Source organism: Streptomyces rapamycinicus NRRL 5491 (assembly GCF_024298965.1).
GTDB classification, from domain to species: Bacteria; Actinomycetota; Actinomycetes; order Streptomycetales; family Streptomycetaceae; genus Streptomyces; species Streptomyces rapamycinicus.
In genome coordinates, this window is record NZ_CP085193.1 from 5,126,422 (window position 1) to 5,145,077 (window position 18,656).

Sequence of the window (18,656 nt, forward strand, 5' to 3'; positions counted from 1 at the left end):
CTTCCGGTGTCTCAGGCAACCCAGACCAGCGACTGGAGTTCGCTGTACGCGTGCAGGCCGAACGAGCCGCCGTCGCGGCCGACTCCGCTTTCCTTGAAGCCGCCGAACGGTGTCTCGGGGTGGCGCTGGGCGGTGTTGATGCCGACGTTTCCGCTGCGCAGACGGGCGGCGAGGGACCAGGCGCGGCCCGCGTCGGCGCTGAAGACATAGTCGTAGAGGCCGTAGGGGGTGGAGTCGGCGATCCGCACCGCCTCGTCCTCGTCGTCGAAGGGCAGGGCCACGACGACCGGGCCGAACAGCTCCTCGCGCGCGACAGTCATCGCGGGATCGGCGTCGGCGATCAGGGTGGGGGCCACGTAGAAGCCGGGTTTGAGCGCCGGGCGTTCGCCGCCCACGACGATCCGGGCGCCCTGCTCACGGGCGCCGGAGACATACGCCTCGACGCGATCGCGCTGCGCGGCGGAGATCAATGGGCCGACGACCGTGGAGTTATCCACAGGGTCCCCGATCTTCAGTGACTCTGCGTAGTGTGTGAGTGCGGCGATGACCTTCTCGTACAGCGATCGATGTACGAGCACACGGGTCGGCGCCGTGCAGATCTGCCCGCTGTGAAAGGAGAAGGTCGAACCGACCGCCCCGACCGCCGACGCGATCACTCGCTCGTCGGCGTCCCCCAGGACGATGGCCGCGCCCTTGCCCCCAAGTTCCATCAGGGTGCGCTTCATCGACCGCCCCGCGGATTCGGCGATCTTCTTCCCCACGGCGGTGGATCCGGTGAAGCTGACCATGTCGACACCGGGGTGCGCGACCAGCGCCTCGCCGGCGGCCGCGCGCGAGCCGGTGACGACATTGAAGGCACCGTCCGGGAGCCCGGCCTCCTTCAGCAGAGGGCCGAGCTCGAGACAGCAAAGCGGATCTTGCGGCGCGGGTTTGGCCACGACCGTATTGCCCATGGCCAGGGCCGGGGCCACCTTGCCCGCGAGATTCGTGAGAGGGAAGTTGTAGGAGGTGATGCAGCAGACGACACCCAGGGGACGGCGGACCGCTGCCGCTCCGATCAGCCCGCCGGGCGCCAGCGGGGTGGCGGCCAGGGGCAGCGGGGCCAGCGGCACGGTGTCCGGTTCAAGGGCGCCGCGCGCATAGCGGCGGAAGCGGTCGATCGCCGGGGGCACCTGGAGGGCCGAGGTGACGCGCAGCGTCGCCCCGGTCTCCGCCTGGACGAGGGGCACCAGGTCCGGGGCGTGCTCGGCGAGCAGATCGGCGGCCCGGTCGAGTACGGCGGCGCGCTCCTTTGGGGCGGTGCGCGACCAGCCGTCGTACGCGGCCCGGGCGGCCCGGACCGCGGCGTCCACATCGGCCGGGTCGGCCTCGGGGGCATGGCCGACGGTTTCCTCGGTGGCGGGGTTGATGACGGGGTAGTGCCCGTTCCCGGGAGCCCGCCACGAGCCGCCGATCCAGTGCGCGTAGGCCTTCGTCATCGGCGTGATTCCTTGGGGAGGTGAAGTACGCGCTCGGCGATGATGGTGCGCTGTATCTCGTCCGAGCCGCCGTAGATGGTGTCGGCGCGGGAGAAGAGGAAGAGACGCTGGAAGGCGTCGAGTTCGTACGGCCGGCCGGCGGTCCAGCGCGCCGGGCCGAGTGCGGCCGCGGCGCCTCTCACCTCCACGGCCAGCTCGCCGAGCCGCTGATGCCAGCCGCCCCACAGCAGCTTGGCGACGCTGGGCGCGCCGGGGTCCTGCGGTCCGGAGTGCTGGGGATCGGAGTGCTGCGGGCCGGAGGCGGGTGAGCCAGGATCGGGTAAGCCGGGGGCAGGTGAGCCGGGGGCCTGGGGGTTCGCGCTCCTCGGGGGGAGGTCATGGGGGGCGGCCTTCCGCGGGGCGGGGTCCCGGGCGGGCCGGGCGGAGTTCGGGGCTGGGCTCTGCGCACTGCCCAGGGTGCGCAGGGCGTTCCAGCGCATGGCCTTGAGCTCGGCCCACTGCCGTATGAGCCGGTCTCGCAGCACGGGCTCCTCCGCGGCGCCGGTCTCCAGCGCCAGCCGCACCACCCGGCTCAGCTCATGGGCGAAGCCGATCTGCTGGACCAGGGTGGAGACCCCGCGCTCCACCGCCAGCAGGCTCATGGCCACGCGCCAGCCGTGGCCCGCGCCGCCGACGAGGTGTTCGGCGCGGGCCACGGCCCCGTCGAAGAACACCTCGTTGAAGTCCGCGGTCCCGGTCAGCTGCCGGATCGGCCGCACCTCGATCCGTCCCGGCTGGTCCATCGGCACCAGCAGAAAGGAGAGTCCATGATGGCGCTGTGAGCCCTCCTCGGTGCGCGCCAGCACAAAGCACCAGTCGGCCTCATGGGCGAGGGAGGTCCAGATCTTCTGCCCGGTGATGCGATAGGTGCCCTCGCCCGGGTCGCGGACGGCGCGGGTCCGCAGCCCGGCGAGGTCCGAACCGGCGTCGGGTTCGCTGTAGCCCTGGCACCACACCTCCTCGCCACGGGCGATGGGCGGCAGAAAGCGGGTGCGCTGGGCGGAGTCGCCGTGGGCGAGCAGGGTGGGCCCGAGGAGGTTCTCGCCGATATGGCCCAGTCGGCCGGGCGCCCCGGCGCGGGCGTACTCCTCGGCCCAGACGACCTGTTGGGTCAGCGTCGCGGCGCGGTTGCCGTACGCCCCGTCCGTACGGTCCCAGCCCAGGCCGATCCAGCCGCCCGTGCCGAGCTCGCGCTCCCAGGCGCGGCGGACGGCCATGTCGCCGTGCGCCTCGCCGGGGTGGCCGCCGGTCCGCTGCTTGAGGGCGGCGAACGGTCCGGTGAAGTGCTCGGCCAGCCAGTCGCGCGCCTCGGCGCGGAAGCGCTCGTCCTCCGGCCCGAAAGCGAAGTCCACAACCTCTCCCCTCGTCGGCCCTGGTGGGTGTTTCCGGTAAGCCCCGCCGTTGCCGGGGTCAGGCGTTGGGACGTTGGCCGTCGGCTGCGGCCTGGGCCATGGCCTCCAGCTGGGCCAGCATCGGCATGGGGTCGGTGCCGACCGTGCCCGGGAGGAAGTCGGCGATCTTCTCCGGGGTCCAGGCGCCCTCGGCGTATCCGGCGCGCAGTTCACGGGGCTGGGCCCAGACCGCGATCTTGGGGCCCGCGATCGTATAGACCTGCCCGGTGATCCGCTCCACGCGGGCGCGTTCGCTCAGCAGATAGACGACCAGGGCCGCCACATCCTCCGGCTCGCCGATCTCCTTGAGCTCCATCGGTACGTTGGCGGACATCCGGGTGCGGGCGACCGGGGCCACGCAGTTCGCCGTGACGCCGTACTTGTGCAGCCCCAGCGCGGCGCTGCGCATCAGGGAGATGATCCCGCCCTTGGCGGAGGCGTAGTTGGCCTGGGCGACGCTGCCCTGGTGGTTGCCGCTGGTGAAGCCGATCAGGGTGCCGGAGCGCTGGCGGCGCATCACCGCCGACGCCGCCCGGAAGACCGTGAAGGTGCCCTTGAGATGGGTGGCGACGACCGGGTCCCACTCCTCCTCGGACATGTTGAACAGCATCCGCTCGCGCAGGATCCCGGCGACGCAGACGACCCCGTCCAGCCGTCCGTACCGCTCCAGTGCGGTGTCCACGATCCGCTGGCCACCGGCCATGGTCGAGACGTCGTCGGCGACCGCGACCGCCTCGCCGCCCGCCGCCGCGATCTCCTTGACCACGGCCTCGGCGACCTCGCTGCTCGGTTCGCCGCCCTCGATCGAGACCCCGTAGTCGTTGACGACGACCTGTGCCCCCTCGGCCGCGCAGGCGAGGGCCACCGCTCGTCCGATACCACGTCCGGCCCCGGTGACGGCGACCACCTTGCCGTCCAAGAAGTTGCCCACGTCGCATCCCCTCCCGGAGTTTCTGACGGTCCGTTAGATTTTTGAGCAGACGCGGCCCGAGTACAAGCCCCCGCACACAAACGACGGCCGGGAACACCGAAGGAGACGCCATGCCGCTGCCAGCCGAGTTCCACGAGATCGCCAAACGGGTCAACAACTGGGGCCGCTGGGGGACGGAGGACGAGATCGGCACGCTCAACCTGATCACCGATGCCGTGGTCCGGGAGGCCGCCGCGACGATACGGACCGGTCGTCGGGTACCGCTCGCGGTGCCGCTGCGACAGGACGGCATCCAGACCGGAATGATCCCCGGGCGGGTCAACCCGCTGCATACGATGATCGCGGTCAACTTCGAGATATTCGGCCCGGACACGGTGGCGACCAGCGACGACGCCGTGACGATGGGACTCCAGGCCGGTACCCACTGGGACGGGCTGACCCATGTCTCGCACTCCGGAAGGATCTACAACGGCCGCCCCGCCGACTCCATCACCTCCCATGACCGCGCCGCCTTCAGCGGTATCGACAAGGCGGGGCCCCTCGTCTCGCGCGGGGTGCTGCTCGATGTGGCCCGGGCCCGGGGCGCCGGGCGGCTGCCCGAGGGGCATGTGGTCACCCCCGAAGACCTCGACGCCGCCGAGGAACTGGCCGGGACGAGGGTGCGCTCCGGCGATATCGTGCTCGTCCGCACCGGGCAGATCCAGCGCTATCTGGCGGGCGAGAAGGAGGCGTACGCCTTCCCCTCACCGGGCCTGTCCCTGCGCACGCCCGAATGGTTCCACGCCCGCGATGTGGCGGCGGTCGCCAATGACACCCTGACCTTCGAGGCCTTCCCACCGGAGATCGAGGATCTCTGGATGCCGGTCCACGCCCTCGACCTGGTCGAGATGGGCATGCTCCAGGGCCAGAACTGGAATCTGGAGGAACTCTCCGAAGCCTGCGCCGAGGAGGGGCGCCATGCCTTTCTGCTGTCGGCCCCGCCCGAGCCGTTCGTCGGCGGCACGGGCTCGCCCGTCGCACCCGTCGCGATCCTCTGAAGGCTTGACGCCGCTGATGTCTTGACGTCTTCGACGCCCGTGGAGGGGACGGCGGGTCGGCCTCTTTCGGGTGGCGGTGCGCTCATGCGCGCCCCGAGCACGGCACCGCGCACCGCCACCCGGCTCCCGACGCTGAGCCCTGTTTCAGCAGCGGGGGCGCGACCCGCACTCGCCAAGGAACGTCCCCGTGAACACACGGTCCACAGGGACACCACAGCCCTCGGCGTCCCCTCGCGACGAATCGCTGATCCTAGAGTGATCAAGCGAACACGTCACGTCAACACCTGGTCTGGACTTTGCCTGATTCGCCCCATGTGTGACGGCGCATGGGAGGCCGCTCGCTTCTTGGAGAGCGACTCCTCGCCCTTCGCGCGGTCGATTTCACACCAGATCCGCTTCCCGGAGCCCTCCGGCTGCCAGCCCCAGCGGTCGGCGAGACCGTCGACCAGCTCCAGACCGCGCCCATGAGTGTCCCCCTCATCGGCGCAGCGCTGACGCGGAGCGCGGTCACTGGCGTCGGCGACCTCGACCCGGACCGTTCCCACACCGGCAGCCCGGCTCGTGAACGGCCCCGGCGTCCCGCCCCCGGCACCGCCACCGCCGCCCGTGGACTGGGCGGGGAAGAGCATCCGCAGCACGGCCGGACAGCCGGTGTGCACCACGGCGTTGGTGACGAGTTCGGAGATGAGCAGAATCAACGTCTCAGCGAGCGGCTCATCGGCTCCGATTCCGGACCCGACAAGCCGCGAACGGGCCCATCGACGGGCACGACTCACCTCCGCCGGGTCGGGCCTGACCTCCATCTGCGCCTGAAGCACCTGCACCGCTCACACCATCCGAACCGGCAGACACATCGCCTTGTACCTCCAAGAGGTCACGGACCGTGACACTCCCCCAGCTACCGCTGAGAGGTACCCCCGTGCGCGACAGCATGGTTGACGTACAGTCACCCCAACAAGCGCTTCGGTCATATTCCAGCGCCAAGGAGTATGCGTGGGGCATACTGTGCGACACGCGTCCTGAGGACTCGAACATCGAGGCTGGGGCGTCGCACACCCCGAGCGAGCGGGGCACGTCGTCATGCCCGGAATCGCCCCATGGGCAACGCCGGGCTTCTCGCACCCCATAAGCGTTCGCACCCCACGGAGAGTACCCGAGCCCGGGCCCGACTCCACCCTGTGACGAGTCACGCCTAGGAAACAACCTGGTATCAACGCTCGGTCACCTCAGAAGCTCTGGGGATCTCCCCAGAGAATGCGACATCCCAACAATTCAGGCGTATCCATCGAGCCCGGCTACAAACATGTTTCAACGGTCGACACGAGCCCGGCCGCCAATTCCTCCTCCGCCGCCGCCCCGGACTGCCACTGACCTGCCCGCACCCAGGCCCGCTTGAGATGGAGATGGACATCCGCCTCCCAGGTGAAGCCCATCCCGCCATGGACTTGCAGACAATCGCGGGCATTATGGACAGCGGCCTCATCGGCGAGGAGCTTGGCGGCCGCGATGTCACCCGGGTCTTCTGTGACCGCCGCGGCATACACCACACTTCTGGCTGATTCGGCACGAACCAGCATCTGGGCGCACAGATGCTGTACGGCCTGGAAGGCGCCGATCGGCCGGCCGAACTGGGTGCGGTGCTTGGCATGGTCCACCGCGAGCTCGACCGTACGGGAGGCGCTGCCCAGTTGTTGGGCCGCGGTCAGCAGCGCCGCCTCGCGCCGCAGCCGGGCGGCGGGCCCCGAACGGCCCGTGCCCGCCTGGGCCGTCCGGGGCGCCTGGGCCGTCCGGTCGGCCTGGTCCATCCGGTCAGCCGGATCCATCTGTTCCGCCTGGTCCGGCCGGGTTCGGCTCGGGGCAGTCCGGTGCAGCGGGGTGGCCGGGTCGACGGAGCGCATCGGCTCCGCCGAACGCGCCACCTCCGCCGCCGGAATCACCTCGACCGCCGTCGGCCCCAGCGCCAGCACCACATCGGCGGAGGCAAGATACTCGACCGGCGCACCGCCCTCGTCCAGCGCCGTCACCACCGTCTCGCCCTGGGCCGCACCCGCCGCCAAAGATCCCGAAAGTCCCGCCGCGAGCTCCGTCGCGACCAGCGGCCCCGGCAGCAGCGCACGGCCCGCCTCCTCGAAGGCCAGCACCACCTCCGGCAGCCCCCGCCCCACCCCGCCCGCCGACTCCGCCACCCGCAGCGCGAAGAGGCCCGCGGCGCCCAGCTCCCGCCACAGCTCCCGGTCCAGCGCTCCGCCCCGCCCCGTGTCCCCGTCGCCCCGCGCCGTGTCCCCGTCCACCACCGCCCGCAGCCGGGTGCGCGGAAAGCGCCGCTCCAGCAGTTCGCGCATCCCGGTCCGCAGTGCCCGCTGGTCGTCCGTGAGCTGGAAGTCCACGCCCCGCTCACCGTCCCTTCGGCAGGCCGAGGATCCGCTCGGCCACGATGTTCCGCTGGATCTGCGAGGTCCCCGCCGCGATGGTGTACGAGAGCGAGGAGAGCCGGTCGGCGACCCACTCCTGACCGGCGTCCAGCGCGTCCGGCCCCAGCACCTCGGCGGCCGCGTCGTACAGCTCCTGCCGAACCTGTGAGAAGCGCAGTTTGAAGACCGAGCCGCCGACGCCCGGCACCCCGCCGGTGCGCCGCGCCTCGCTCACGTTCCACTGGGTGAGCCGCCACAGCGCCGCGCACTCCGCCGCGAGCCGCCCCAACCGGCGCCGTAGCACCGTGTCGTCCCAGCGCCCGTTGGCCTGCGCCGTCCTGGCCAGCGCCGCCAGCACCCGCCTGCACGCGACCACCTCGCCCACGAAGGCCGTACCGCGCTCGAAGGAGAGGGTCACCATGGTCACCCGCCAGCCGTCGTTCTCCTCCCCGACCCGGTGGCCGACCGGCACCCGCACCTCGTCCAGGAACACCTCGGCGAACTCCGCCGTCCCGGCGAGGGTCCGCAGCGGCCGCACCGTCACCCCGGGCGCGTCCATCGGCATCGCAAGCCAGGTGATGCCCCGGTGCTTCGGCGTGTCGGCGTTTACCGGCGCGGTGCGCACCAATAGTTCGCACCAGTCGGCGATCTCGGCGTGCGAGGTCCAGATCTTGCTCCCGCTGATGACGTACTCATCACCGTCCCGTACCGCCCGGGTGCGCAGCGACGCCAGGTCGGAGCCGGCGTCCGGTTCGGAGAACCCCTGGCACCAGACCTCGTCCCCGCGCAGGATCGGCGGCAGCCAGCGCGCCCGCTGTTCGGGGGTGCCCTCGGCGGCGATCGTGGGGCCCGCGTGCAGCAGTCCGACGAACCCCGCGCCCACATAGGGCGCACCGGCGCGCTCGGTCTCCTCCAGGAAGATCAGATGCTGGGTGGGCGTCGCGCCCCGGCCGCCCGCGTCCTCGGGCCAGTGCAGCCCGGCGTAGCCCGCGTCGTGGAGCATGCGCTGCCAGCCGCAGTCATAGGCGCGGCGGCCGGGCCAGTCGGCCGGATGCGGACGGTCCGGCAGCTTGGGCAGGACCTCGGCGAGCCAGGCGCGCAGCCGGTGCCGGAAGTCCTCCTCGTCCTCCGTGTAGGTGAGATCCATCAGCCGCCGACCTCTCTTTCTGATGGTCCGTCAGACAAGATGGGCTTCCGCAGGCTAGTCCGCACCCCCTGGACCGACAAGGCGTGCGCCCTTACGCTTCGAGCACTATCTGATGGGTCGTCAGCTACCGTCCCACGGGAGGCCGGGATGACCGACATCGCGCATGAGCTCGGCAGTTCGGCGACGCTGTGGGAGCTGCTCGAGCGCCGCGCCGCCCTCACCCCCGACGCCCCCGCCCTGCTCCAGGCCACCGCCTCCGCCCGCCACGACCGGCGGCTGACCTTCGGCGCCCTGCGCACCCGCGCCGAGCGGACCGCCGCCGGGCTGTACCGGCTGGGGATACGCCCCGGCAGCCGGGTCGCCTGGCAGCTGCCCACCCGGATCGAGACGGTCGTGCTGACCATGGCGCTCGCCCGCCTCGGCGCCGTGCAGACCCCGCTCATCCCGTACTACCGCGACCGCGAGGTGCGGTTCGCGCTCCGCGCGTCCGGGGCGCGGTTCTTCGCCGCACCCGGCCGGTGGCGCGGCTTCGACCACACCGCGATGGCACGCCGCCTGGCCGCCGAACTGCCGGAGCCGCCGACGGTCTTCGAGGCGTACGACACGCTGCCGGTGGCCGACCCCAAGGCGCTGCGGCTGCCGCCACCGCCCACCGACGGACGGGCCGTCCGCTGGATCTACTGGACCTCGGGCACCACCTCCGACCCCAAGGGCGTGCTGCACACCGACCGCAGCCTCATCGCCGCCGGTGCCTGCCTCGCCCACGCGCTGCGGCTCGGCCCGGACGACGTCGGGTCCATGGCCTTCCCGTACGCCCATGTCGCGGGGCCCGACTACACCGTGATGCTGCTGCTCTACGGCTTCCCGGCGGTGCTTCTCGAGCACTTCTCGCTGCCCGAGTCGCTGCCCGCCTACCGGCGGCACGGGGTGACGGTCGCGGGCGGCAGCACCGCCTTCTACTCGATGTTCCTGGCCGAGCAGCGCAAGAACCCCTCGCGCCGCCTCATCCCCACCCTGCGGCTCCTCGCGGGCGGCGGCGCGCCCAAGCCGCCCGAGCTCTACTACGAAGTCGTACGGGAGCTGGGCTGCACGCTCACCCATGGCTACGGGATGACCGAAGTCCCCATGATCACCATGGGAGCGCCGGACGACACGGACGAGAACCTCGCCACCACCGAGGGCCGCCCGCCCAAGGAGATGGAGATCCGTGTGGTGGACGGTCAGGTGCGGCTGCGCGGCGAGGCGGTCTGCGCCGGATATCTGGACGAGGCCGAGAGCCGTAAGGCGTTCGACGCGGACGGCTTCTTCCTCACCGGCGATCTCGGCCACCTCACGGAGAGCGGCCATCTGGTGCTGACCGGCCGCGTCAAGGACATCATCATCCGCAAGGGCGAGAACATCTCGGCCAAGGAGATCGAGCAGCTGCTGTACCAGCACCCGGACGTGGGCGATGTGGCGGTGATCGGCCTGCCCGACCCGGACCGGGGCGAGCTGGTCTGCGCCGTCGTGGAGCAGCCGGCCGGGGCGGCGGCGCTGACGCTCGGCCAGGTCGTGTCGTATCTGCGAGGGGCCGGGCTGTCGGTGCACAAGCTGCCGGAGCGGCTCGAGGTGGTGGACGCCCTGCCGCGTAACGAGACGCTGCGGAAGGTGCTGAAGTACCAGCTGCGGGAGCGGTTCGCGGAGGGCGCCGCCTAGGCTGAGCGCTCCGCGGGAAGTGCCGCGAGGTGCGGTCGTTCATCCGCGGCTGCGTCGTGGCTGGTCGCCCACGCGGCGGAGCCGCATATCGACACAGCCGCGGCGGAGCCGCATATCGACACAGTCCCGCGCCCCTTCGGGGCGCACCCGAACCGCACCGGACTTCAACGAGGCCGCTTAGCCGTTGGTCGTGCTGTACGTGGCCGTGGCCTGGTCGAAGTACTGGTTGACCGCCCGGCGCTCATCGGACGGACCGATGACCAGGACCACGTGGTAGCGGCCGTCGATCAGCATCGCGAGGTTGCGCGCGTACACGTTCCGGCCGCTGCTGTCGCGCCAGGTGAAGGCGCCCTCCGCCATCGCCGTACGGCCGACGTCGATCCGCCGCAGCCCGGAGGACGAGGCCCAGGAGGAGCCGCGGAAGGCGGACAGCTCGGCCTCGCGGTCCTGCTGGTACGCCATCGGGTCGCCACCGAACTCGGACATCTTGTCCCGCCCGGCCACGACCACCAGCTCGAAGTCGCCGCCGATGTAGCGGATCTGGCCGCGGCCGTTCTCGCCCCGGCGGGTCCAGTTCTCGTGAACGGCGACCTTGAAGCCCTTGGGGTCCTTACGGACCGCGAAGCCCTTCGCCAGCCCGGCCGGGTCGGTGGACTGCGGCTCCTGGTCACCGGGGGCGGCGGGGTCGGAGGGCTTTCCGGCCTCCCCCTCGTCGCCATCGTCCTTGTCGCCGCCCGCGGGGTCGTGCGGCGCCGCGCTGGGTGTACCGGCCGAGCCCGTACGCTCCTGGCCGCCGTCGTCCTTGGAGCGCGGCATGAACATCATCGCGTAGAGCACCGCGGCCGCCAGCCCCAGCAGGATCAGGAGCAGCAGCATCCGCCCGAGTTTGCGCGGCTTGCGCTGGGTGGGGGGCGCCGGAGGAGCCTGCCGGCTCTCCCGGGGCTCTCTCTTCTCCCGCTTCTCGCGCTTGTCCCGCCGGTGCCGCGCGTGGCCCACCGGCGCGTCGGCCGCCGCGGCCGGGCGGCGCCCCCGGCCCCTGCGCACCAGCCAGCCCCGCCTGCGGACGATCGGCAGCCGCCGGGGGTCGGAGGCACCACCGGAGCCGAGCGAGGGCACCGTGACCGTGCTGATGCCGACGTCCGGCTCGGGCGCCGACCGGATCAGGGACCGCAGCCAGCCGCGCAGCTCCTCGAAGTCCGGGCGCTCGGTGGGGTCCTGGCGCATCAGCGACTCGACGACGGGGCGCAGCGCACCGCACTCCTCCGCGTACGCGGGCGCCTCCCCACAGACCATCTGCACCAGCTCGGCGGCGCTCTCCTCCGGGTACGGGGCATGGCCCTGCACCGCGCGGAACAGCAGTGCGCCGAGCGCCCACAGATCGGCGGCTGGGCCGACCGGGGGCGCCAGCCGCCAGTTCTCATGGACCGGGCCCGCCTGCTCGGGCGCCCAGCGCTCGGTGACGGCGCCGACCACGACGATACGGGCCTGGCGGGCGCGTTCGGCGGCGAGCGCGGTGGCGGGGCCGCCGCCGGTGGCTCCGCCGGAGTCCCAGGAGCCGCCTTCGGGGACGGACTGGCCTTCGGAGGCGGTCGGCTGGGCGCTCTCCGCAGCCTCCGGCCGGCCCGGCCAGCGGGCGCCGTCGGTCACCGGCTCCGGGTCGGGCTCGGCCGCGGGTGTCGGGGCGGGCTCGGGGGCGTGCGGGGAGCGGGGGGCCGCGTCGACGTTGGCCCGTGCGGCGGCTCGCGCGCCCGCCGCGTAGGCGGCGATGGCGCTGGCCCGCGCCGCCCGCGCGGCCGCGTTGGGCGCATCGGCGCCGGAGCCGCCCCGTTCGCCCTCCCGGTCCCCCGGCTGTCCCGACTGTCCAGCTCGCCGAGGCCCGGGCAGTCCACCGGCGGCCGCCTGGTCCCGGTAAGGCGCCATGGGCCCGCCGGCCCCCGGGCCGAACGTCAATTGATCCCGGTACACCGGACCACCTGGGCGGGACCTCACCGGACCACCGGCGCCCGGCCCCGCCGAACCACCCATGTCCGGCCCCGCCGAACCCCCCGCACCAGGCTCCGAATTCGCCTCCGTCGCCCCGTGGTCGCCGTAAGGCGACCGTGGCTCGGGCAGGCCCGGCGGTGTTGTGCCCTGGCCGCCGTGTTCCCGGCCGTCGGCGTCGGGCCAGACCGCGCCCGCGGGTTCGTCGGGCCGTGCCGCGTCAGCCGGTTCATGGCCACCGTAAGGACGGCCCGGCGGCCGGAAGCCGCCCGCTTCGCCCTGGTCGTGGTAGCGCGGGCCGCCGTGCGGCCGCCCCTCGTCGCCCTCGGCCGTACGGGCCCCGGGGATGGCGGCGCGCCCTTCGTCCGCTCGCTCCGCCGGGTCCTGGGCGGCCCGGTCCGGGTGGTCGCCGGAAGCCGCCGGGCCCGGTGGCAGGGCGGCCGGGGCGTCAGCCGACGGGGCGTCCTCCGCAGCGGACACGGCGTCCGGGGAGGGCGAGGACGCGGGCGCCGGAACGGGGTCGTAGCCGCACAGCGCCTCCTCCGCCGCGCCCGCCGCCAGCCCCGTGAGCATCGCGCGCCCGTCGTCGCACAACAGCACCGTGCGGGCGGTGATGTTGCGGTGGACCCAGCCGTGGGCGTGCAGGGCGCGCAGCGCCGTAAGGATGTCGTTGGCGACCTCGGCGGCGCGGTGCGGGGACAGTGTGCCCTCCGCGAGCAGCGCGGCCAGCGGGCGGCCGGAGACCAGTTCGCTGACGATCCACAGGCTTCCGGCCTCGGCGAAGACATGGAAGACCTGGCCGAGCCGGGGGTGGTCGGGGATCTGCGCGGCGGATGTCGCCGCGGCGATGGCGCGCCGGACGGCCGGGTCAGCGCCGCCCCGGGCCGTACGCCCGGCACCGGCGAACGTGCCGTTCCGCCCCGGCGGCCCGCCGCCCCACCGCGCGTCGTCGCCCACGACTTCCGCGTCGATGACCTCCGGCAGCGGTATCTGCCGCAGATGGACTTCCTGTCCGCTGTAGGTGTCGAAGGCGCGGGTCTGGACGAGTTCGTACTCGTCGGCGGGCGGCAGGGGCAGGCGGTAGCGGTCGGCCAGCACCCGGCCCGCGTACTCCTCCACGACGCCTCCCCAAGCGCGCGGCCAACGCCGCCCTCATCAGCGGTCGGCGCAGCCTGAAACCCTTCAAATATGGTCGTTTTGGCGGGTTCCCGCGGCTGCGCACAGTCTAGGGCCTCTCACGATACGTGCCCGAACGACGCTTCGCCGACAGGAGTGTTCAGTCCGTAATCTTGAACGTGTCGAAGGCGGTCCGGCGGAGGGTGGCGCACTCCTTGTCGTCCCACTTGCTCGCCTCGCAGGTGATCAGTATGGCGAAGCCATGGCTGCTGTCCGCCTTGAAGCCGCGGTTGAGCACCCGGACCCGCTTGCCGTCCTGGTCGCGCTCGAACTCCCAGTCCGCGACGGTCGGATAGCCACGCCAGTCGACCGACTTGATGCCGAGGCCCTTGTAGCCGGACATGGTGCGGCGGGCGTTCTCCTCGCCCTTGCGCCAGTCCGCCTCCGCGTCAGACTTCGGCGCGTTGGTGAAGTCGATCTGAATACGCGGAATGCTGGAGCCGCCGTAGTACTTACGGCTTCCGGAATAGCTCCCGGAGTGGACCGACCAGCCCTCCGGCATGGCCATGCTGAACGGGAAGTCGGAGCTCTTGACGGTCTTGTAGCCGTCGGGCAGGCCGCCCTTACCGCCGTCGCCCTTGCCCTTACCGCCGTTGTCGCCGCTTCCGCCGCCCTTGCCCGAGTTGTCGTCCGAACCCTTGGAGGCATCCGGCTGACCGCTCTGCTTGCCGCCGGAAGTCCCCGTCTTCGGCGACTCGCCCCCCGACTGGCCGGTCTTGTCGGTGCCCTTGCCCTGGTCCTCCTTGGAGCCCCCCGAGGTCCCGGCGGAGGTGGACTTGTCGCCGCCGGAGGAGCCCTTGGCCTTGTCGCCGCCGTCCCCGCCGTCGTTCAGGACGACGGCGAGCACGGTGGCCACGATGGCGAGCACCACGACCACCGCGATGATGATCAGAGTGCGCTTGGGGATCACGTCGGTGATCGAGGCGCGCGGCGGCAGGGAAGGCCGCGGGGCGGGCGCGGCCGCGGGCGTCGCGGCGCCCGACCCGGAGCCCGCCGCTCCGGACGTCGCGCCGGACTTCGCACCGGACTTCGCGCCGGACTTCGCGCCCGACGCCGACGCCGACTCCGGCTCCGCCTCGCTCTTGTCCCCCACCTTCTTCGCGGCCGCCGCCGCGGCCGCGTTGCGCACCGACTTCAGCGCACCGCGCCTGCGCTCCGCGGCGGCCTTCTCCTTGACCTCCGCAGCGGCCTCGTCCTCCTTCGACGGGGCCGGCGGCAGGCTCATCGTGCGGGTCGCGTCGGCGGGGGCCTTGGTGACCTCGGGCCCGTTCACCACGTGCTCGAGCAGCGCCCGCGCCCCGGCGTCGTCGAGCCGCCGGTCCGGGTCCTTGGTGAGCAGACCGTAGATGACCTCCTCCAGCGGGCCCGCGTTCTTCGGCGGCTCCACCGGCTCGGTCATCACGGCGGTCAGAGTCGCTATGGCCGTGCTCTTGTCGTACGGCGGCACGCCCTCCACCGCCGCGTACAGCAGCCCGCCCAGCGACCACAGGTCGGCCGGTGGGCCGGGCTTGTGGCCGCGGGCCCGCTCCGGGGAGATGTAGGAGGGCGCGCCGACGAGCATGCCGGTCGAGGTCACCGACGGGTCGCCCTCGACCTGGGCGATGCCGAAGTCGGTGAGGACGACGCGGCCGTCGTCCGAGATCAGCACGTTGGAGGGCTTCACATCGCGGTGCAGGATGCCCGCCTGGTGGGCGGCGCGCAGCACATCGAGGACGGCGAGCCCGACCTCGGCGGCGCGCTTGGGGGTCAGCGGGCCGTCGTCGCGGACGACGTCGGCGAGGGAGCGGCCCTCGATGAGCTCCATGACGATCCACGGGCGGTCGTCCTCGTCGACCACGTCGTAGACGGTGACGGCGCCGTTGCTGCGGATCCGGGCGATCGCCTTCGCCTCGCGCAGCGTACGGGTGATGAGCCGTCTCTTCTCGTCCTCCTCCACGCTGGACGGGAAGCGCAGCTCCTTGACCGCGACCGTACGGCCGAGGGTCTGGTCGCTCGCACGCCAGACCGTGCCCATGCCGCCCTGACCGAGGATCTCCCCGAGCCGGTACCGCCCGGCGAGGAGGCGCCCAGTCGAACCCTGCGTCTTCTCAGCCTCCGACATGCGACCCCTCTGCAAATCTACCCACCCTGAACCCACCCTGGGAGAGCGTCCATTGTCTCTCATCCGCGGACCCGGAACCGCCCCGGGTCCGGGGCGCGGCGTGGCGGCCACCGCGGTACCTGCGACCATCTGGAAGTACGCAGGAAACGGAGGTCCGTGTCATGCCCATCTCCGCCATACGATGGCACAGGCGGAGCCGTATGCCGACCGCCGCGGCGCTCGCGACCGCCCTGGCGCTCGTCCTGTCCGGCTGCGGCGCGGCGGCCACCGAACCGGGCCGGGACGCGGACCCGCGGGCGAGCGCGAACCCGGGCGCCGAGGGCGGTCGTGACGGTGTCCTGCGCGCCGCCGTACGGCGGTTGGCGGCCCAGGGCGACGCTCCGGGGGCCGCGGTGCTCATCCGCCGGGAGGGCGGCGGCACGCGGTACCTGGCCTCGGGGGTCGCGGACGTCCGCACCGGACGCCGGATCCACCGGAACGACCACTTCCGGGCGGGCAGCCTCACCAAGACCGTCATCGCGGCGGTGACGCTGCGCCTTGCCTCCCAGAGGCGGCTCGGCCTCGGCGACACGGTGGAGGAACACCTCCCGGGGCTGGTGCGCGGCCGGGGCAACGACGGCCGGGCCATCACGATCCGTCAGCTGCTGAACCAGACCAGCGGGCTGTTCGACTACACCGCCGACCCGGTGCTGGCGCGTCAGCTGTCCACCGCGGCCGACCGCACCCGCACCCCCGCCTCCCTGGTGCGGACCGCCGTCGCGCACCGCCCGTACTTCGCGCCCGGGGCCGGCTGGCGCTACTCCAACACCAACTACGTGCTGCTGGGCATGGTCGTCCAGCGGATCACCGGCCGCTCCTACGCGGCCGAGGCCCGGCGCGACGTGCTCGTCCCCCTTCGGCTGCACGGCACCTCCTTCCCCGGCACCCGCACCACCCTCCCGGACCCGCACGGCCGCGCGTACACGCGGGACGGCGGGGCCGGGGACGGCGGCGCCCGACGCGATGTCACCGACCTCAACCCCTCCTCGGCCGGGGCCGCGGGGGAGCTGATCTCCACGCTCGGCGACCTGACCCGCCTCCTCCCCGGTCTGCTGCGCGGCAAGGTCGTGCCCCGGGCCGAGCTGCGGCAGATGCGGAACACCTCCGCCTCCGACGGCCGGTACGGCATGGGGCTGTTCCCGGTGCGGCTGACGTGCGGGGTGACGCTGTGGGGCCACAACGGCGAGATCAACGGCTCGTACGCGCTGGCCGTGACCACCCCCGACGGCCGTCACAGCCTCGCCTACCGGCTCAACAGCACCGCCGCCTCCGGTCTGGCCGCCGAAACGTCCCTGCTCGAGGCCGAGTTCTGTCCTCGCCGATAGGCCACGCGACCTCCACGCGGCCTCCTCCTGCAGCGGGCCGGTAAGACACGCGAGCCCCTCCTGCAGCGGGCCGGTGACACACGCGACCTCCTCCTACAGCGGGATGATGTCCGGCGCGCCCAGCCGGGCCGCGTCCGCCGTCAGATCGTCCGGCTGACGCTGCGACTCGCGCTCCGCCTCCACCCGCTTCTCGTAGTGCTGGACCTCCCGGTCGAGCTGGTCCTCGGCCCAGCCCAGCACCGGCCCCAGCAGCTCGGCCACCTCGCGGGCGCAGCGCGTACCGCGGTCGAAGGTCTCGATCGAGATGCGGGTGCGGCGGGTGAGGACGTCGTCCAGATGGCGGGCCCCCTCGTGCGAGGCGGCGTAAGAGACCTCGGCACGCAGATAGTCCTCCGCCCCGGCCAGCGGCTTCCCCAGCGAGGCGTCGCCCGCGATCAGGTCCAGCACCTCCTGCGCCGCCGAGCCGTAGCGGTTGAGCAGATGCTCGATCCGCGCCGCGTGCAGCCCGTGCTGCCGGCCGATCCGCTCCCGGGCGTTCCACAACGCGTTGTAGCCGACGGCGCCGACCAGCGGGATCTCCTCGGTGACACAGGGCCCGACCCGGCGGTCGAGGCCGTGCACCGCCTCGTCCACGGCGTCCTTGGCCATCACCCGGTACGTGGTGTACTTGCCGCCCGCGACCACCACCAGGCCCGGCACCGGATGGGCGACGGTGTGCTCGCGGGAGAGCTTGCTGGTGGCGTCCGACTCCCCGGCCAGCAGCGGGCGCAGCCCGGCGTAGACGCCCTCCACGTCGTCACGGGTCAGCGGCACCGCGAGGACCTCGTTGACATGCTCCAGCAGATAGTCGATATCGGCGCTGGAGGCGGCCGGATGGGCCTTGTCCAGGTCCCAGTCGGTGTCCGTGGTGCCGATGATCCAGTGCCTGCCCCAGGGGATCACGAACAGCACGCTCTTCTCGGTGCGCAGGATCAGCCCGGTCGTGGAGTGGATGCGGTCCTTGGGGACCACCAGGTGGATGCCCTTGGAGGCCCGGACGTGGAACTGGCCGCGCTCGCCGATCAGCGCCTGGGTCTCGTCGGTCCACACCCCGGTGGCGTTGACCACCTGCCGGGCGCGGACCTCGAACTCGCCGCCCTGCTCCAGGTCGTGCACCCGGGCGCCGACCACGCGCTCGCCCTCCCGCAGGAAGCCGACCACCCGCGCGCGGTTGGCCACATGGGCGCCGTACTCCGCCGCCGTGCGCACCAGCGTGGTGACGTAGCGGGCGTCGTCCATCTGGGCGTCGTAGTACTGCAACGCCCCGACCAGCGCGTCCTTCTTGAGGCAGGGGGCGACGCGCAGCGCCCGGCCGCGGCTCAGATGGCGGTGGGCGGGCAGTCCGCGGCCGTGCCCCGAGGAGATCGACATGGTGTCGTAGAGGGCGACGCCCGAGCCCGCGTAGAACCGCTCCCAGACCCGGTGTTTCAGCGGGTACAGGAACGGCACCGGCTTGACCAGGTGCGGTGCGATCCGCTCCAGCAGCAGCCCGCGCTCCTTCAGCGCCTCGCGCACCAGTGCGAAGTCCAGCATCTCCAGATAGCGCAGTCCGCCGTGGATCAGCTTGCTGGACCGGCTGGAGGTGCCGGAGGCCCAGTCCCGCGACTCGACCAGACCGGTCTCCAGGCCCCGGGTCGCGGCGTCCAGCGCGGTGCCCGCGCCGACCACGCCGCCGCCCACGACCAGCACATCGAGCTCACGGTCCGCCATCCGGGCCAGCGCCTCGCCGCGCTCGGCCGGTCCCAGTGCCGGTGTTTTCACCGCTGCCTCCCGTTGTGATCGACGCCACGCCGCTCTGCCGATTTTCCTGGCTTTCTCCCCTCCATGCCATGCCGCTGCTCCGGCCATCGACGCGACACCGTGTCAA

Annotated in this window: 12 protein-coding genes; 3 read left to right on the forward strand and 9 right to left on the reverse strand. The window is 72.5% G+C overall.

Annotated elements, in window-relative coordinates; translation table 11 throughout:
- Positions 1-11: 11 nt before the first annotated feature.
- Genes LIV37_RS21180 through LIV37_RS21190 form a run of 3 tightly spaced genes read right to left on the reverse strand, consistent with a single transcriptional unit; the run spans position 12 to position 3,839 of the window.
- A complete protein-coding gene (locus LIV37_RS21180) occupies positions 12-1,478 on the reverse strand; it encodes an aldehyde dehydrogenase family protein (protein WP_020869165.1) in 1,467 nt (488 codons plus the stop codon).
- On the reverse strand, positions 1,475-2,869 hold the full coding sequence (locus tag LIV37_RS21185) for an acyl-CoA dehydrogenase family protein (protein ID WP_020869166.1): 1,395 nt from the start codon (positions 2,867-2,869) through the stop codon (positions 1,475-1,477). Before LIV37_RS21185 ends, LIV37_RS21180 begins: the two co-directional genes overlap by 4 nt.
- Before the next feature lie 58 nt (positions 2,870-2,927).
- Positions 2,928-3,839, reverse strand: a complete 912-nt coding sequence (locus LIV37_RS21190; protein WP_020869167.1) for an SDR family NAD(P)-dependent oxidoreductase — start codon at positions 3,837-3,839, stop codon at positions 2,928-2,930.
- 110 nt (positions 3,840-3,949) lie between these two features.
- On the opposite strand from LIV37_RS21190, the gene LIV37_RS21195 reads away from it, so the two are divergent.
- The gene (locus tag LIV37_RS21195; protein WP_020869168.1) at positions 3,950-4,876 is read left to right on the forward strand and encodes a cyclase family protein; all 927 of its coding nucleotides are present in this window, start codon (positions 3,950-3,952) and stop codon (positions 4,874-4,876) included.
- Between the two features lie 272 nt (positions 4,877-5,148).
- Here the strand turns inward: LIV37_RS21195 and LIV37_RS21200 are convergent, their stop codons facing one another.
- The 3 genes from LIV37_RS21200 to LIV37_RS21210 all read right to left on the reverse strand — a co-directional run bounded on the left by LIV37_RS21200 (position 5,149) and on the right by LIV37_RS21210 (position 8,434).
- Complete coding sequence (locus LIV37_RS21200) at positions 5,149-5,700, reverse strand: ATP-binding protein (RefSeq protein ID WP_020869169.1); 552 nt, start codon at positions 5,698-5,700, stop codon at positions 5,149-5,151.
- Positions 5,701-6,171: 471 nt separating this feature from the next.
- Positions 6,172-7,263, reverse strand: coding sequence for an acyl-CoA dehydrogenase family protein (locus LIV37_RS21205; protein WP_254807109.1), 1,092 nt, complete (start codon positions 7,261-7,263; stop codon positions 6,172-6,174).
- Positions 7,264-7,270: 7 nt separating this feature from the next.
- On the reverse strand, positions 7,271-8,434 hold the full coding sequence (locus tag LIV37_RS21210; protein ID WP_020869171.1) for an acyl-CoA dehydrogenase family protein: 1,164 nt from the start codon (positions 8,432-8,434) through the stop codon (positions 7,271-7,273).
- 147 nt (positions 8,435-8,581) lie between these two features.
- On the opposite strand from LIV37_RS21210, the gene LIV37_RS21215 reads away from it, so the two are divergent.
- Positions 8,582-10,129 carry an AMP-binding protein gene (locus tag LIV37_RS21215; RefSeq protein WP_020869172.1) on the forward strand — a complete coding sequence of 516 codons (1,548 nt, stop codon included), beginning with the start codon at positions 8,582-8,584 and terminating at the stop codon, positions 10,127-10,129.
- A 177-nt stretch (positions 10,130-10,306) separates the two neighbouring features.
- On the opposite strand, the gene LIV37_RS21220 is transcribed toward LIV37_RS21215, so the two are convergent.
- Both LIV37_RS21220 and LIV37_RS21225 read right to left on the reverse strand, forming a co-directional pair.
- On the reverse strand, positions 10,307-13,228 hold the full coding sequence (locus LIV37_RS21220; protein WP_121824669.1) for a protein kinase domain-containing protein: 2,922 nt from the start codon (positions 13,226-13,228) through the stop codon (positions 10,307-10,309).
- 157 nt (positions 13,229-13,385) lie between these two features.
- On the reverse strand, positions 13,386-15,386 hold the full coding sequence (locus LIV37_RS21225; protein WP_020869175.1) for a serine/threonine-protein kinase: 2,001 nt from the start codon (positions 15,384-15,386) through the stop codon (positions 13,386-13,388).
- A 200-nt stretch (positions 15,387-15,586) separates the two neighbouring features.
- Between LIV37_RS21225 and LIV37_RS21230 the strand changes: the two genes are divergently transcribed.
- Positions 15,587-16,750, forward strand: a complete 1,164-nt coding sequence (locus LIV37_RS21230; protein ID WP_020869176.1) for a serine hydrolase domain-containing protein — start codon at positions 15,587-15,589, stop codon at positions 16,748-16,750.
- Between the two features lie 93 nt (positions 16,751-16,843).
- On the opposite strand, the gene LIV37_RS21235 is transcribed toward LIV37_RS21230, so the two are convergent.
- The gene (locus tag LIV37_RS21235) at positions 16,844-18,550 is read right to left on the reverse strand and encodes a glycerol-3-phosphate dehydrogenase/oxidase (protein ID WP_020869177.1); all 1,707 of its coding nucleotides are present in this window, start codon (positions 18,548-18,550) and stop codon (positions 16,844-16,846) included.
- Positions 18,551-18,656 lie beyond the last annotated feature (106 nt).